Here is a 15711-nt window from a genome sequence, read left to right on the forward strand (position 1 = left end):
CCCGTCGTGGCCGTTGACAGATTTTCACGGTCGCTGAAATGTCCTTTCCGGATCGGGGCTTAGGGGTGCCTTTACGCACCGCGATGGAGCATCCGCCATGCAATCAATGCACCCGATCATTCATCCGGATCGCACCGGATGAGCGTCGGTGCCGCCTACCCGCGTATCGTTGAGGCATGTCCGAATCCGTTGATCCCAGACTGATCGGCCTTGCCGCCGCGCTCGGCATCGGCCTGCTGATCGGCATGGAGCGCGAGCGACGCAAGGGCGAAGGCCCGGCGCGTGCTGCAGCCGGTCTGCGCACCTTCACACTGGCCGCATTGCTCGGCGCGCTGGCCATGCTGCTCGGCGGCGGCCTGACCCTGGCGGTGCTGGCGGCCGGGGTCGGGCTGCTGGCCGTGGTGTCGTACCGCAAGTCAGCCGACGTCGATCCCGGCCTGACGACGGAAATCGCGCTGCTGCTGACGTTTACGCTCGGTGCGCTGGCGCAGGTCGATGCGCCGCTGGCGACCGGCATCGGCGTGCTGGTGGCCATCATGCTGGCCGCGCGCAGCCACCTGCACCGCTTCGTCGTGCGTGTCATGTCGGAGCAGGAACTGCACGACGCCCTGCTGCTGGCTGCCGCGGCGCTGGTCATCCTGCCGCTGACGCCCGATCGCACGGTTGATCCGTTCGATGCGATCAATCCGCGCACCTTGTGGACGCTGGCCGTGCTGATGATGGCCATCAACGCCTGCGGCCACATCGCACTGCGCGCCGCCGGACCGGCGCTCGGCCTGTCTTTCGCCGGCTTCGCATCGGGCTTCGTGTCGAGCACCGCCACCATCGCGGCGATGGGCGCACAGGCCGTGCGCACCCCCGCGTTGCGCGCCGGCGCCGTGTCGGGGGCCGTGCTGTCGTCGCTGGCGACCGTGCTGCAACTGGTGCTGCTGCTCGCCGTGACCAGTACCGCCGTACTGCGCGAAATGGCGCTGCCGCTGCTGGCGGCCGGCGTTGCTGCACTGGCGTACGGTCTGCTGGTCGCGTGGCGCAGTGTGCATGCCATGGAGGGCGAGACCGTGCCGCCCGGCCGCGCCTTCAATCCGCGCATTGCCGTGCTGTTCGCCGTCACGATGGGCGGCATGCTGCTGCTGACTTCACTGCTGCGTGAATACTTCGGCAATGCCGGCCTGAACCTGGCCGTGGGCCTGGCCGGTTTCGCCGACGCACATTCGTCTGCGGCAGCGGTCGCCGCCCTCCATGCCTCGGGCAAGATCGAGGCGACTCAGGCGGTGCTACCCATCCTGATCGGTTTCACCACCAATGCGATCAGCAAGACCGTCGTCGCCGCCACAGCCGGCGACCGGGCGTTCGCCGGTCAGGTTGTGCCCGGTGTGCTGCTGTCGGTGGGCGCAGCGTGGACGGTCTGGCTGCTGCGCGGAGGCTGATGTCCGCACGCATCGGTGGTCAACATGCTTGACAGCGGCGCTTTCCCGGCTAGAATTTAAACGAACGTTTGAATGAAGGCTGTGCAGGCATGGATGTCCGTCGCACCTCGCTGACCGCGCATGAAACCCGCAACCGCATTCTCGATGCGGCGCAGGCCCTGTTCGTGGCGCACGGTTTCGAGGCGACATCGATGCGCATGATCACCGGCGACGCCGGCGTCAATCTTGCGGCGGTGAACTACCACTTCGGTTCGAAGGACGTGCTGGTGCGCGAGGTGCTGAAGCGTCACCTGCAGCCGTTGAACGCACAGCGCATGCAGGCACTCGATGCGGCCGAGGCCGAAGCCGGCGATCAGCCGGTGAAGCCCCACCGCATCGTCGATGCGTTCTTCAGCAGTTCGCTCGATCTGGCGTCGGGCAGTGCTGCCGGGCGCGAATTCATGCAGCTGCTCGGCCGCACCTTCACCGAACCGTCACCGACGGTGCGCGAATATCTCGCCACCGAATACGCGCCGGTGATCGGCCGTTACCGTGACGCATTCTGTCGTGCGCTGCCGACAGTGCCGGTCGAGGAAATCCTGTGGCGCCTGCATTTCATGCTCGGCGCCATGTCGTACGCGGTGTCGGGCATCGATTCGCTGCAGGTGCTGACCGGCGTGCGCATCGATGAACCGGATGCCATGCAGCGCATGCGACCGCGCCTGATGAGCTTCCTGCTCGGTGGCCTGCGGGCGCCACTGCCGGCCGGACAGGGCACGGACAACACGACATAGCGGAACAGGGTGCAGCGGTCGAACGACGGCCCGTGCACCGAAGCGAAGCACCGGAGGAGAAAAGCATGATGACCTGGATACTGTTGCTGCTGGTGCCGCTGGGCATCGTTCTGCTCGGCTACCTGCGCGCGCCGCTGCTCGTGTGCACCGCGGCCGCAGCCGCGTGGCTGGCGGCGGCCAGCCTGCATTTCGACTGGCCGACCGCGGTGAATGTCGCGATCGCGCTGCTCGCCGGCATGCCGGCGTTGCTGCTGAACGTGACCGCGCTGCGCCGTGCGGTCATTTCGAAACCGCTGCTGAACGTCTATCGCAACATTCTTCCGCCGATGTCCGACACCGAGCGCATCGCGCTGGAGGCCGGCACCGTGTGGTGGGAGGGCGAGCTGTTCCGCGGCCACCCGGACTGGAAGGTGCTGCACGCCTATCCGGAACCGACGCTGAGCGCGGAAGAGCAGGCCTTCCTCGACAACGAGGTCGAACAGCTGTGCCGCCTGTCCGACGACTGGACCATTTCGCACGAACTGAAGGACCTGCCGCCTCAAGCCTGGCAATACATCAAGGACGCCGGTTTCCTTGGTCTCATCATTCCGAAGCAGTACGGCGGCAAGCAGTTCTCGGCGTGGGCGCATTCGCAGATCGTGACCAAGCTGTCGACCCGCTGCTCCGCCTCGGCGGTCACAGTGATGGTGCCCAACTCGCTCGGCCCGGCCGAACTGCTGCTGCATTACGGCACCGACGCGCAGAAGGATCACTATCTGCCGCGCCTGGCCAGGGGGCTGGAGATTCCGTGTTTCGCACTCACCAGCCCGCAGGCCGGGTCGGACGCGGCGTCGATTCCGGACTTCGGCATCATCTGCAGGGGCGAATACCAGGGTCGCGAAGTGCTGGGCATGCGCGTCACCTGGGACAAGCGCTACATCACGCTGGGCCCGGTGGCGACGCTGCTCGGCCTGGCGTTCCGGCTGTACGACCCGGACCACCTGTTGGGCGACACGGAAGACATCGGCATCACCTGCGCGCTGATTCCGACCGATCACCCGGGCGTGGAAATCGGCCGCCGCCACTTCCCGCTGAACGCGGTGTTCCAGAACGGACCGAACTGGGGCAAGGATGTGTTCATGCCGCTGGACTGGATCATCGGCGGCCCGGCGATGGCCGGTCAGGGCTGGCGCATGCTGATGGAGTGTCTCGCCGCCGGTCGCTCGATTTCGCTGCCGGCGTCGAACACCGGCATGGCCAAGCTCACGGCCCGCACGGTCGGCGGCTATGCGCGCGTGCGCAGCCAGTTCAAGACGGCAATCGGCCGCTTCGAAGGCATCCAGGAGCCGCTGGCCCGCATCGGTGGCCATCTGTACATGATGGACGCCGCCCGCCGCATGACCGCTGGCGCGATCGATCTGGGCGAAAAGCCGTCGGTGGTGTCGGCCATCGTGAAGTACCACATCACCGAGCGCGCGCGCGTCGTCGTCAATGACGGGATGGACATCCTCGGCGGCAAGGGCATCTGCCTGGGTCCGTCGAACTTCCTCGGCCGCGCCTACCAGCAGATCCCGATCGGCATCACGGTCGAGGGCGCGAACATCCTGACGCGCAGCCTGATCATCTTCGGCCAGGGCGCCATCCGCTGCCATCCGTACGTGCTGCGCGAAATGCGCGCCGCGCTGGCCGACGATACGCCGGCGGTACTCGCGGAATTCGACGATGCGCTGTTTTCCCACATCGGCTACACCGCGAGCAATGCGATACGCGCGCTGGTGACCGGTCTGACCGGTTCGCACTGGGTCGGCGTGCCGAGCGGCGTGGCGCCGGAAACACGTCGCTACTACCAGCAGCTCACGCGCTTCTCGACCGCCTTCGCGTTCATTTCGGATGCCGCGATGCTCACCATGGGGGGCGATCTGAAGCGCAAGGAAAAGCTGTCGGCGCGGCTGGGCGACATCCTTTCGCAGATGTACCTGTGCTCAGCCACATTGAAGCGCTACGAAGCCGATGGCCGGCAGGCGGCCGACGCGCCGCTGATGCACTGGGCCATGTGGGACGCCATGTTCCATGCCCAGACCGCGTTCGAAGGCGTGATGTCCAACTTCCCGAACCGCGCCATCGCCATCCTGCTGCGCCGGCTCATCTTCCCGCTCGGCCGGCCTTACGTCGTGCCGTCGGACCGGCTCGGCGGCGAGGTGGCGAAGCTGCTGATCGAACCATCGGCAACACGCGACCGGCTGACCGCCGGCATGTACATCCCGGATGACGAGCACGATCCGGTCGGCGTCATCGAACATGCGCTGAACGCGACGATTGCCGCGGAAGCCATCGAGGCGCGCGTGCGTGCGGCGCAGAAGAAAGGCCTGCTGCAGGCGCGCGGTGCCGGCCTGATGCAGGCGGCGTTCGACGCCGGCCTGATCGACGACGCCGAATTCGCGCTGATCCGTCGGCGCGACACCTTGCGTGACCGGGTCGTCCGGGTGGACGACTTTCCGCAGGATTTCGGTGTCGATGCGGCAAGCGCACCGCCGGCCGAATCGCACAACGTCACCGCGATCGCCGCCTGATGACCTCACCCGACGTTTTCGTGGTCGATGGCGCGCGCACGCCCTTCCTGAAGTCGCGCAACGCGCCCGGCCCGTTCGCCGCGGCCGACCTCGCGGTGGCCGCCGGCAACGCGCTGCTGTCGCGCCAGCGTTTCCGGCCGGATCAGCTCGACGAAGTCATCCTCGGTTGTGCCGCCCCTTCGGCCGACGAAGCGAACATCGGCCGCATCGCCGCGCTGCGCCTGGGCTGCGGCGACCGCGTGCCGGGCTGGACCGTGATGCGCAACTGCGCCAGCGGCATGCAGGCACTCGATTCGGGCATTGCCAACATCCGGCTCGGACGCGCCGATCTGCTGCTGGCGGGCGGCGTCGATGCGCTGTCGCGCGCTCACCTTCTGTATTCCGACGCCATGGTGCGCTGGCTGTCGCAGTGGTACGCGGCCAGAAGCTTCGGCGCGCGGGCGCAACTGCTGACGACATTCCGCCCGGGCATGCTGGTGCCGGTCATCGGACTGCTGAAAGGCCTGACCGATCCGGTCATCGGCATCAATATGGGGCAGACCGCCGAAAACCTCGCCGCGCGCTTCGGCATCAGCCGCACGCAGATGGATTTCCACGCCATGCGCTCGCATCAGCGCACGGCCGCCGCGCTCGACGCCGGCCATTTCGATGAAATCGTACCGATCGCCGATGCCGGTGGACGTATATATATGGAGGACGACGGCATGCGGCGCGATTCGTCGGTGCCGCGGCTGGCAAAGCTGCGCCCGGTGTTCGATCGCGCTCACGGCCACATCACGGCCGGCAACAGTTCCCAGGTGACCGACGGTGCGGCCTGGCTGCTGCTGGCGTCGCGCAGGGCGGTGGAGGAACACGGCCTGACGCCGCTCGGCCGCATCGTCGACACCGACTGGGCCGGACTGGATCCGGCACAGATGGGACTCGGGCCGGTGCATGCCGCCACACCCATCCTGCAGCGGCACGGTCTCGGGCTGAACGATCTCGATGCCTGGGAAATCAACGAAGCCTTCGCCGCCCAGGTCATCGGCTGCATCGAGGCGTGGAAAAGCGACGACTACTGCCGCACCGAACTGGGTCTGCCCGGCGCGCTGGGTGCGCTCGACGAACGCCGGCTCAATGTCGACGGCGGTGCCATCGCGATCGGTCACCCGGTCGGCGCCAGCGGTGCGCGCATCGTGCTGCATCTGCTGCACGTGCTGCGCCGGCAGGGCGGCGGTCGCGGCATCGCGGCCATTTGCATCGGCGGCGGTCAGGGTGGCGCCATGCTGGTGGAAACGACGTGAGCGCCGAAATGACGCAAGGGCTAGAGCACTGGCGCCTCGAGCACGACGCCGAAGGCATCTCCTGGCTCACTTTCGACCGGGCTGGCCAAAGCGTGAATACGCTGTCCGGCGAAGTCATGCGCGAACTGGCCGGTGTGCTCGACACATTGGACGCCGCGCCGCCGCGTGGGCTGGTGATCCAGTCCGGCAAGGCAAGCGGCTTCATCGCCGGCGCCGACATCGCCGAATTCGGACAGGTGAGCGATCTGGCCGGCGCGCGGGCGCTGATAGAACGCGGCTGGAACCTGTTCAACCGGCTGGCGGGCGTGCGCTATCCGACCTGTGCGCTGGTGCGCGGCTTCTGCGTCGGCGGCGGCACCGAACTGGCGCTGGCCTGCGACCGCATCGTCGCGGTGGACGAACCCGGCACCCGCTTTTCGCTGCCCGAAGTGATGCTGGGCATCGTGCCCGGCTGGGGCGGCATGCTGCGCCTGCCGGCCCGCATCGGCGCACCGGCGGCGCTGGACATGATGCTGACCGGCCGTGCGCTCGACGTGCGCCGTGCTAAATCGCTCGGTCTGGTCGACGACATCGCCCCGGCGCGGCTGATGCGCGAGCATGCGGCGGCCGCCGTGCTGTCGGGCGCGCCGCGCAAGCCGCTGCCGCTGCTGCAGCGCCTGCTGTCCGGGCCGCTGCGCAGTGTGGTGGCGAAGAAGGCGCTGGCCGGCGTGGCGAAGCGCGCCAGTCGCCGGCACTACCCGGCGCCGTACGCCATCATCGACATGTGGCGTGATTTCGGCGGCAATGCGCTGGCCGTGCCGGAAGGGCATCCGTCTTCGATGGGCGCACTGGTGGCCCATCCGACCACTGCCAACCTGCAGCGCGTCTATCACCTGCGCGAGCGCCTGCGCGGCTTCGGCAAGCCGGAGGGCGTCGTACTCCCGGAGGTCCGGCACGTGCATGTGGTCGGCGCCGGTGTCATGGGGGGCGACATCGCCGCCTGGTGCGCGCTGCGCGGTTTCCGCGTGACGCTGCAGGACAGCAGCGCCGAACGCATCGCCCCGGCGCTGCAGCGCGCAGCGAAGGCGTGGGGCCGCAAGTTCCGGCGCGACCGGCGCGGTCTGCGCGCCGCGCTCGACCGGCTGGTGCCGGACGTGACCGGCGCGGGTATCGCGGGGGCTGACGTCATCATCGAAGCCATCTACGAAGACCTCGACGCGAAGCAGGCGCTGTTTCGTGACATCGAGCGGCGCGCGAAGCCCGATGCGCTGATCGCCACCAACACCTCCAGCCTGCGCATCGAAGACATCGCTGCCTGCCTGCGCACGCCGTCGCGCCTGGTGGGCATCCATTTCTTCAATCCGGTGGCGCAGATGCCGCTGGTCGAAGTGGTGAGCGGTACGGCCAGCGATCCGCTGACCGTGCAACGCGCCGCGGCCTTCGTCGGCGCGCTCGACAAATTGGCGCTGCCGGTGGCCAGCAGTCCCGGTTTCCTGGTCAATGCGGTGCTCGGCCCCTACATGCTGGAAGCGATGAAGTGCGTCGATGAAGGCATCGCACCCGAAGTGGTTGACCGCGCGGCACAGGATTTCGGCATGGCCATGGGGCCGGTCGAACTGATCGATACCGTCGGGCTCGACATCGCACTGGCGGCCGGTGCGCGGCTGGCCGGCAGCGCGCAGGCGCCTGCCTGCCTGCAGCGCCATGTCGATGCCGGCCAGCTCGGGCGCAAGACCGGCAGCGGCTTCTACGAGTGGGCCGAGGGCAAACCTCAACGTGGTGCGGTATCTTCCGTGCCCGACGGACTGACCGAACGCCTCGTTGCACCGCTGGTCGCCGTCACGCGGCGCTGCGTCGAACAGCAGGTGGTCGCCGATGCCGATCTGGCCGACGCCGGCCTGATCTTCGGCGCCGGCTTCGCGCCCTGGACCGGCGGCCCGCTGCACCATGTGCGCCTGAAACCTCACTGAACCCTTTTTTGAGCATCGATCCATGAATGATTCCGTACAGACCCTGCCCGATGACCAACCCGCGTTGCGCCTGCTGCCGATGCCGCGCGACCTCAACGCGGCGGGCGACATATTCGGCGGCTGGGTCATGTCGCAGGTCGATGTGGCCGGTTCGATCGCGGCGATGCGCCGCACCCGCTCGCGCGTGGTGACGGTGGCGGTCAATTCCTTCGTGTTCCTGCAGCCGATCACCACCCAGTACCTCGTGTCCTTCTATGCGTCGGTGGCGCGGGTCGGCACCACCTCGATCACCGTCGATGTGACGGTCTATGCGGAAACGGGTTACGAAAACATACAGATAAAGAAAGTGGCGGAGGCGACGTTGACCTATGTTGCAGTGGGCGAAGAAGGGCAGAAGTTGAATATTCCGAAAGATTGACCGTTACAGCGCTGTACGGTCAATCCAGCCCCACTTCAGCGGTGAAGCGGGGCAGGGCAACGCATAACGAGGCGAGGAGCTGAAATGTCATCACACAACAAATTTGCAGGTTCCGATCTGCCGTTTGCACGTCTGGCCGTGCTGATCGGACTGACGGTGTCCGGTCAGGCCATGGCGGCCGGCTTTGCGGTGCAGAACCAGAACGGTGCCGGTACCGCCACCGCATTTGCCGGCGCTGCCGCGGTCGCGGACGACGCCAGCACGATCTACTTCAATCCGGCCGGCATGACCTATCTGCCGATGGGGCACAGCATTTCGGTCGCCGGCACGCTGCTGCACCGGTCGCTGAAGTTCGACGACCGTGGTTCGAATGCGCTGGGCCCGTTCCCGCTCGGCGATGAGGGTGGTGAGGGCGGCGGCATGTCGCTGATTCCGGCCGGGTACTACAGTTACGCGATCAATGACCGCTTCCGCATCGGAGTCGGCGTGTCGGCCACCTTCGGCAACAAGACCGACTACAACACCACCTTCCTTGGCCGCTTCCAGGGCAACTATGTCGACCTGAAGGCGCTGAACATCAATCCGTCGGTGGCCTGGCGCGTCAATGACCAGTTGTCGATCGGCGCCGGCATCAGCTTCGTCAAACTCGAAGGCGACATCCAGCAGCAGTTGCCGGTATCACCCTTCCTTCCCAATGCACGCAACCGGCTCGAAGCCGACGACACGGCGATGGGATTCAACGTCGGCCTGATGTATCAGGTCACGCCGGCAATGCGCGTCGGCCTGTCGTATCGCTCGAAGATCGACTTCCGGCTCAAGGGCGAGGCGACCGCGACCGAAGCCGGTCCGGCGACCGGTGTGACGCCGGCTTTCGCGAGGATCGAACTGCCCGATACCTTTTCGGTTGCCGTGCATCATCAGATCACCGACCGCTGGGAAGCCATGGGCGACTACACGTGGACCGGCTGGTCGTCCTTCAAGTCGCTCGACGTGCGCAATGACACGACCGGTGCGCGCCTGACCAATCCGGAGTATGACTTCCGCGACAGTTGGCGCATCGGTTACGGCGCTGCCTACAAGTACACCGAGGCGCTGAAGCTGCGTTTCGGCGTTGCGTTCGACAAGTCGCCGGTGCATGACGAAACGACACGCACGCTGACGCTGCCTGACAGCGACCGCTACTGGGTGGCGATCGGGGCGCGCTACGCGCTGTCGCCGAAATCGACCATCGATGTCGGCTACGCGCACATCTTCTTCGACCGCGAAGGCATCGACCGGCGCACCATCGTCGGCACCACGCCAACCGGCCAGATCATTCGCGGCAAGTTCGACACCAGCGCCGACCTGCTGTCGGTGCAGTACAACCAGACCTTCTGATGCCGCACCGGCCGGCGTCCGCAAGGCGCTGGCCGTCTTGCCGCTTCTGTCTTTTCGGTGATCCGGCCGCATTTGGCGGCCGGCGTTCCGCTTCCGGGAGACCGCCATGTCCCGTCCCATCCCCCTTCAGTTCCGGATCCGTCGTGTCGCCGTGCTCGGTGCCGGCGTCATGGGTGCGCAGATTGCCGCGCACTGCGCCAACGCGAATGTATCGGTCGTGCTGTTCGACCTTGCCGCGAAGGAAGGCGACCCGGACGGCATCGTCAGGCGCGCGCTCGACGGCCTGAAAAAGCTCGAACCGGCGCCGCTGGCTACTGCCGACCGGCTGGCGCTGATCGACATCGCCAACTACGACCGCGACCTCGCGCGGCTGGGCGAGTGCGATCTGGTGATCGAAGCCATTGCCGAACGCATGGACTGGAAGCACGGCCTGTACGCGAAAGTGGCGCCGCATCTGCGCCCCGACGCCATCTTCGCCAGCAACACGTCGGGCCTGTCGATCAACGCACTGGCCGACGGTTGCCCGGATAGCCTGCGCAGCCGCTTCTGCGGCGTGCACTTCTTCAATCCGCCGCGCTACATGTCACTGGTCGAACTGATTCCGTCGCGCGCGACCGACGCGGCCCTGCTCGACGCGCTGGAAACCTTCCTGACGACGACGCTGGGCAAAAGCGTGGTGCGCGCGCTCGACACGCCGAACTTCGTCGCCAACCGCGTCGGCGTGTTTTCGATGCTGGCGGCGATGCACCACACCGAACGCCTCGGCCTGGGTTTCGACGAGGTCGACGCGCTGACCGGCCCGGCGATCGGCCGGCCGAAGTCGGCCACCTATCGCACTTCCGACGTGGTCGGGCTGGACACCTTGCTGCACGTCGTGAAAACGATGACCGACCACCTGCCGGCCGACCCGTGGCACCGCTACTACACCGCGCCGGCCTGGCTCTCCGCGCTGGTCGGCCGGGGCGCGCTGGGCCAGAAGACGAAGGCCGGCGTGTATCGCAAGGACGGTCGGCAGATCAAGGTGCTGGATCTGGCGACGCAGGATTACCGCGATGCGGCCGGCGCCGTGGCCGAGGAGGTGCAGGTCATCCTGGCCGAGCGCGATCCGCAGATGAAGCTGGCAGCGCTGCGTGCGTCGGCGCATCCGCAGGCGCAGTTCCTGTGGTCCGTCTTCCGTGACGTGTTCCATTACGTCGCCGTGCATCTGGGCGACATCGCCCACTGTGCGCGCGACGTCGATTTCGCGATGCGCTGGGGCTTCGGCTGGCAGGCCGGACCATTCGAAACCTGGCAGGCCGCCGGTTGGCAGCAGGTTTCCGGCTGGCTGCGCGAGGACATCGCCGCCGGTCGCACCATGAGTGAAGCTCCGTTGCCCGCCTGGGTGTTCGAGCGCCACGCGGCGCATGAGGCCGCCGGATCGTGGTCAGCGTCGGCCGCCACGCTGCTGCCGCGTGCATCCTTGCCGGCTCATGCGCGCCAGCTGTTTCCGGAACTCGTGCTAGGCGAGATGCCGCGTGCCACGCACACGATCTGGGAAGGCGACGAGGTGCGGCTGTGGACGCTGGATGACGCCGATGGCGCGCGCGCCCCGGTGCTGTCGTTCAAGAGCCGCATGTCGGCCATCGGCCCGAAGGTGCTCGAAGGCGTGCGCGAAGCCATCGCCCGCGCCGAGCGCGACTTCGATGCACTGGTCATCTGGCAGCCGCAGGGGCCGTTCTCGGTCGGCGCCAACCTGAAGCAGATCCGCCCGGTTCTCGAGGCCGGCGACTTCAAGGCGCTGGATGGCGTCATCAACGACTTCCAGCAGGCGTCGCAGGCGATCAAGCACGCGCAGGTCCCGGTCGTCGCGGCGGTGCAGAACATGGCGCTGGGCGGCGGCTGCGAATTCGTCATGCATTCGCCGCGCGCCGTGGTGGCGCTGGAAAGTTACATCGGGCTGGTCGAAGCGGGTGTCGGGCTGATTCCGGCCGGCGGCGGCTGCAAGGAATTTGCATTGCGCGCCGCGCGGGCGGCCGAGGCATCGGCGACGAAGGACCCGATGAATTTCCTGCAGTCGGTGTTCCAGACCATCGCCATGGCGAATGTGTCGAAAAGCGCGCGCCACGCGCAGGAACTGGGCCTGCTCAAGTCCGATGACGTGGTCGTGATGCATGCGCACGAATTGCTGCATGTCGCGCGTCGCAACGCCATCGCCATGGCGGACAGCGCCTGGCGGCCGGCGCTGCAGGCGTCGAACATCATGGTGGCCGGACGCAGCGGCATCGCCACGCTGGAAATGATGCTGGTGAACATGCGCGAGGGCGGCCTGATTTCGGCGCACGACTATCGCGTGGCGCGTGCCGCAGCCGTGGCGCTGTGCGGCGGCGAAATCGAAACCGGCTCGCGTGTGAGCGAACAGTGGCTGCTCGAAGTCGAACGCGCGGAATTCGTCGCGCTGCTGCGAACGCCCGAAACCCAGGCGCGCATCGCGCACATGATGGACACCGGCAAACCCTTGCGGAACTGAGGAGACAGTCATGACACGACAGATCCAGGATGCCTACATCGTCGCCGCAAAACGCACGGCCGTGGCGCGCAAGAACGGTGCCTTCCGCCATGTGCGGCCGGACGACATGCTGGCGCACGTGCTGCGCGGCACGGTCGACGCCGTGCCGGCCTTCGACCTGAACGACATCGGCGACGTGGTTGTCGGCTGCGCGATGCCGGAAGCGGAGCAGGGCATGAATGTGGCGCGCATCGGCGTGCTGCTGGCCGGCTTTCCGGTGTCGGTGCCGGGCATCACGGTGAACCGTTTCTGCGCCAGCGGCCTGAATGCCGTGGCCGATGCGGCGATGAAGATCATGACCGGCCAGTGCGACATCGCCATCGGCGCCGGCACCGAATCGATGACCGTCATGCCGACCATGATGGGCAACAAGGTCACCGTGAATCCGCGCGCCTTCGAGTCGGACGAGCACGTCGCCATCGCCTACGGCATGGGGCTCACCGCGGAAAAGGTGGTGCAGCAATACAAGGTGTCGCGCGAGGACCAGGACGCCTTCGCGCTGGCGTCGCACCACAAGGCACTGGCCGCGATCGCCGCCGGCCGCTTCCGCGACGAGGTGCTGCCCTACACCGTGCGCAGCCACCTGCCCGATCTCGCGAGCAACACGGTGCGCCTGACCGAGCGCGTTTTCGACACCGACGAAGGTCCGCGCGCCGATTCCAGCGCGGAAGCGCTGGCGAAGCTGCGTCCAGCGTTTTCGGCACGCGGCTCGGTGACCGCCGGCAACAGTTCGCAGATGTCGGATGGCGCGGCGGCCGTGCTGCTGATGTCTGAAGCCGCCATGCAGCGCACCGGTGCCGTGCCGATCGCGCGATTCCGCAGCTTCGCGGTGGCCGGCGTGCCGCCGGAAATCATGGGCATCGGCCCGGTCGAGGCGATCCCGAAGGCGCTCAAGCTGGCCGGCCTCGCGCAGGACGACATCGACTGGATCGAACTGAACGAAGCCTTCGCGGCGCAGGCGCTGGCGGTGATGCGCACGCTGGGGCTGGATCCGGCGAAGGTGAATCCGATTGGCGGCGCCATCGCGCTCGGTCACCCGCTGGGTGCCACCGGCGCCATCCGCACCGCGACCGTCATTGCCGCCATGCAGCGCGGCGAGGCGCGTACCGGCATGGTGACGATGTGCATCGGCACCGGCATGGGCGCCGCGGGGATATTCGAGAAGATGTGAGCGCGCGTCAGCGCAGAGGGTCGGAACCGGCGCCATGCCGGTCCCGATCAGCCTTACTTGATGCCGGCCAGGCGCTTTTCGAGTTGCGCGACCGGCACATAACCCGGAATACGCTCGCCCGTGCTGAGGAAGATGGTCGGCGTACCGCGTACGCGGTACTTCTCGCCCAGCGCCGCTGCTTTCTGGAAGCCGGCCATGTCGCACGATGCGGCCGCCGATGCCGGCGCAACATTCGTGGTCATCCAGTCACTCCACGCCTTCACGCGGTCGGGCGAGCACCAGATCGCTTCCGACTTCTTGACCGAATCCGGGCCGAGCACCGGCGTCAGGAAGGTGTAGACGGTCACGTTGTCCATCGTCAGCAGTTCCTTCGCCAACTTCTTGCAGTAGCCGCAGTTCGGGTCTTCGAAGGTGGCGATGACCCGCTTGCCGCTGCCCCGTACCTGCTTGATCGCGAGCTCGAGCGGCAGTTCGGCGAAGTTGATGCCTGACAGCTGATTCACCCGCTGCTGCGTGATGTTCTGGCGCGACTTCGCGTCAAGGATTTCGCCCAGGATGAGGTAATTCGCCTTCTCGTCGGTGTACAGGATTTCGCCGCCGATGCGGACCTCATACAGGCCGAGGTAAGGCGTCTTGGTGACGCCTTCGACCTTTGAGCCGTTGCCGATGGCGGTTTCGACGGCGGTCTTGATCGAATCTTCAACCGGACCCGCGAAGGCGACCGATGCGGCGGCGAGCGCGCACATCAGTGCGGCGGTGTGCTTGATGGACATGAAAACTCCTGTTGGGGCGCTGTGTTGGCGGCCCCGATGGGCCAGATTCAGTGCGTGTGTTGTTTCGTGCGCCAATTAACCGAGCGCGTAGCGTACCAGCGCATTGCGTAGGACAGGCATGCCCTGTGTCAGGTTCAGCCCGGTATTCCTGAGCCAGGCCAGCGCCGGCCACGCCGGGCGGAACAGTTCGTGCAGTGCATGCGTCGTCAGTTGCAGCGCCTGCACCTCTTCGGCCCGCTTGCGCTCGTAGCGGCGCAGCACGCGCACGTCGCCCAGCACGCTGCGATTGGTGTCGGCCAGCACGCTGGCGAGCACGCGGACGTCGGCAAAACCCAGATTTACGCCGTGACCCGACAACGGGTGGATGGCATGCGCCGCATCGCCGACCAGCGCCACGCCCGGTGCGATCACCTTCGGTACCTGCATCAGGCGCAGCGGAAAACCGGCTGCCGGCGTCACCAGCTCGAGTGCGCCGAGAACATGATCGCCCGCGGCCGCAACCTCGATCGCCAGTGTCGCCGCGTCATGTTGCAACAGTTCGCGACCCCTGGCTTCGGGCGCCGACCACACCATGGACATGTGCTGATCCGGCAGCGGCAGGAAAGCCAGCACGCCATCCGGCCTGAACCATTGCCAGGCGCAGCCCAGATGCGGCTCTTCGCAGCGGAAATTGGCGATCACGCCCAGTTCGTTGTAATCGGTGAAGCGCGCGTCCAGCCCGACCTGCGTGCGCACCCATGAATTGACGCCATCGGCGCCGACCACCAGTGCGGCATCGAGCGTGCGGCCATCTTCCAGCGTCAGCCGCGAGCGGCCGCGTTCGTGCGTCAGCGTCGCCGGCCGCGCCGGGCACAGCAAGGTGGAATTGGCCTGCCGCTTCACGCCCTCCCACAGCTCGCGCGCGATCAGGCTCGATTCGGCAATCCACGCCAGCTCACCCACGCCGACATCGAACGCCGAAAAGTCGAGCCGCGCACCGCGGTCGCCGAACACCTCAATGCGGGCGAGCGGCTGCATCCGCGCATGATCCAGATGCGCCCAGGCGCCCACCGATTCCAGAAAAGCCGCGCTCGACGGGCTGACCGCATACACCCGCGGGTCCCAGCTCCCGACCGGCCACTCCGGCATCCGTCCCTCGACCAGCGCCACCGACAGCTGCGCCCGGCGCAGCGCCGCACACAGCGCCAGCCCGGGCAGGCCGGCGCCAACGATGACCACGTCGAACTTGAAATCCTGCTGCATCGCGAAAGTGACCGCACGGATGAAAGACCCGCGATTGTCCGGCCGGGCCGCCATTCTTGACAAGAGCCGGTCGCTCCACGACAATCCACGGCCTTTCAAAGGGTGATGTAGCTCAGCTGGTTAGAGCGACGGATTCATAATCCGTAGGTCGAGGGTTCAAGTCCCCCCATCACCACCAGGTTTCAGACATTCAGGCCAGCCTTT

The 15711-nt window shown here is 66.9% G+C and carries 11 protein-coding genes and 1 tRNA gene; 10 read left to right on the forward strand and 2 right to left on the reverse strand.

Going from position 1 to position 15711, the window contains the following annotated elements; genetic code table 11:
• Positions 1 to 176 precede the first annotated feature (176 nt).
• From NMQ16_RS17420 to NMQ16_RS17460, 9 genes are all read left to right on the forward strand, one after another.
• Positions 177 to 1427 (forward strand): DUF4010 domain-containing protein, encoded by a 1251-nt coding sequence (locus NMQ16_RS17420; protein ID WP_257082230.1) that lies wholly within the window; start codon positions 177 to 179, stop codon positions 1425 to 1427.
• A gap of 89 nt (positions 1428 to 1516) precedes the next feature.
• Positions 1517 to 2200: a TetR/AcrR family transcriptional regulator gene (locus tag NMQ16_RS17425; RefSeq protein ID WP_257082231.1), complete on the forward strand. Its 684-nt coding sequence runs from the start codon at positions 1517 to 1519 to the stop codon at positions 2198 to 2200.
• A gap of 68 nt (positions 2201 to 2268) precedes the next feature.
• Positions 2269 to 4749 carry an acyl-CoA dehydrogenase gene (locus tag NMQ16_RS17430; RefSeq protein ID WP_257082272.1) on the forward strand — a complete coding sequence of 827 codons (2481 nt, stop codon included), beginning with the start codon at positions 2269 to 2271 and terminating at the stop codon, positions 4747 to 4749.
• Positions 4749 to 6032, forward strand: a complete 1284-nt coding sequence (locus NMQ16_RS17435; RefSeq protein ID WP_257082232.1) for an acetyl-CoA C-acetyltransferase — start codon at positions 4749 to 4751, stop codon at positions 6030 to 6032. The genes NMQ16_RS17430 and NMQ16_RS17435 overlap by 1 nt, the downstream gene beginning before the upstream one ends.
• Entirely contained in the window at positions 6029 to 7981 is a 1953-nt protein-coding gene (locus NMQ16_RS17440) for a 3-hydroxyacyl-CoA dehydrogenase NAD-binding domain-containing protein (protein WP_257082233.1), read from the forward strand. The genes NMQ16_RS17435 and NMQ16_RS17440 overlap by 4 nt, the downstream gene beginning before the upstream one ends.
• A gap of 22 nt (positions 7982 to 8003) precedes the next feature.
• Positions 8004 to 8399 carry an acyl-CoA thioesterase gene (locus NMQ16_RS17445; RefSeq protein WP_257082234.1) on the forward strand — a complete coding sequence of 132 codons (396 nt, stop codon included), beginning with the start codon at positions 8004 to 8006 and terminating at the stop codon, positions 8397 to 8399.
• 84 nt (positions 8400 to 8483) lie between these two features.
• The gene (locus tag NMQ16_RS17450) at positions 8484 to 9776 is read left to right on the forward strand and encodes an OmpP1/FadL family transporter (protein WP_257082235.1); all 1293 of its coding nucleotides are present in this window, start codon (positions 8484 to 8486) and stop codon (positions 9774 to 9776) included.
• A gap of 106 nt (positions 9777 to 9882) precedes the next feature.
• Positions 9883 to 12282: a 3-hydroxyacyl-CoA dehydrogenase/enoyl-CoA hydratase family protein gene (locus tag NMQ16_RS17455; RefSeq protein ID WP_257082236.1), complete on the forward strand. Its 2400-nt coding sequence runs from the start codon at positions 9883 to 9885 to the stop codon at positions 12280 to 12282.
• Between the two features lie 10 nt (positions 12283 to 12292).
• A complete protein-coding gene (locus tag NMQ16_RS17460) occupies positions 12293 to 13492 on the forward strand; it encodes an acetyl-CoA C-acyltransferase (RefSeq protein ID WP_257082237.1) in 1200 nt (399 codons plus the stop codon).
• Between the two features lie 53 nt (positions 13493 to 13545).
• On the opposite strand, the gene NMQ16_RS17465 is transcribed toward NMQ16_RS17460, so the two are convergent.
• Together NMQ16_RS17465 and NMQ16_RS17470 are read right to left on the reverse strand one after the other, a co-directional pair.
• Entirely contained in the window at positions 13546 to 14265 is a 720-nt protein-coding gene (locus NMQ16_RS17465) for a DsbC family protein (RefSeq protein WP_257082238.1), read from the reverse strand.
• A gap of 75 nt (positions 14266 to 14340) precedes the next feature.
• Positions 14341 to 15507 (reverse strand): UbiH/UbiF family hydroxylase, encoded by a 1167-nt coding sequence (locus NMQ16_RS17470; protein ID WP_257082240.1) that lies wholly within the window; start codon positions 15505 to 15507, stop codon positions 14341 to 14343.
• 101 nt (positions 15508 to 15608) lie between these two features.
• Here NMQ16_RS17470 and NMQ16_RS17475 point away from each other — a divergent pair.
• Positions 15609 to 15685, forward strand: a tRNA-Met gene (locus tag NMQ16_RS17475).
• The last annotated feature ends 26 nt before the right edge of the window (positions 15686 to 15711 follow it).

Source organism: Methyloversatilis sp. XJ19-49 (assembly GCF_024580145.1).
In the GTDB taxonomy this organism is placed as follows: Bacteria; Pseudomonadota; Gammaproteobacteria; order Burkholderiales; family Rhodocyclaceae; genus Methyloversatilis.

What these genes read in the sequence shown, in the direction of transcription:
- NMQ16_RS17420 (WP_257082230.1), top strand. Translation starts at nt 177, where the DNA reads ATGTCCGAATCCGTTGATCCCAGACTGATCGGCCTTGCCGCCGCGCTC.
- NMQ16_RS17425 (WP_257082231.1), top strand. Translation starts at nt 1,517, where the DNA reads ATGGATGTCCGTCGCACCTCGCTGACCGCGCATGAAACCCGCAACCGC.
- NMQ16_RS17430 (WP_257082272.1), top strand. Translation starts at nt 2,269, where the DNA reads ATGACCTGGATACTGTTGCTGCTGGTGCCGCTGGGCATCGTTCTGCTC.
- NMQ16_RS17435 (WP_257082232.1), top strand. Translation starts at nt 4,749, where the DNA reads ATGACCTCACCCGACGTTTTCGTGGTCGATGGCGCGCGCACGCCCTTC.
- NMQ16_RS17445 (WP_257082234.1), top strand. Translation starts at nt 8,004, where the DNA reads ATGAATGATTCCGTACAGACCCTGCCCGATGACCAACCCGCGTTGCGC.
- NMQ16_RS17450 (WP_257082235.1), top strand. Translation starts at nt 8,484, where the DNA reads ATGTCATCACACAACAAATTTGCAGGTTCCGATCTGCCGTTTGCACGT.
- NMQ16_RS17455 (WP_257082236.1), top strand. Translation starts at nt 9,883, where the DNA reads ATGTCCCGTCCCATCCCCCTTCAGTTCCGGATCCGTCGTGTCGCCGTG.
- NMQ16_RS17460 (WP_257082237.1), top strand. Translation starts at nt 12,293, where the DNA reads ATGACACGACAGATCCAGGATGCCTACATCGTCGCCGCAAAACGCACG.
- NMQ16_RS17465 (WP_257082238.1), bottom strand. Translation starts at nt 14,265, where the DNA reads ATGTCCATCAAGCACACCGCCGCACTGATGTGCGCGCTCGCCGCCGCA.
- NMQ16_RS17470 (WP_257082240.1), bottom strand. Translation starts at nt 15,507, where the DNA reads ATGCAGCAGGATTTCAAGTTCGACGTGGTCATCGTTGGCGCCGGCCTG.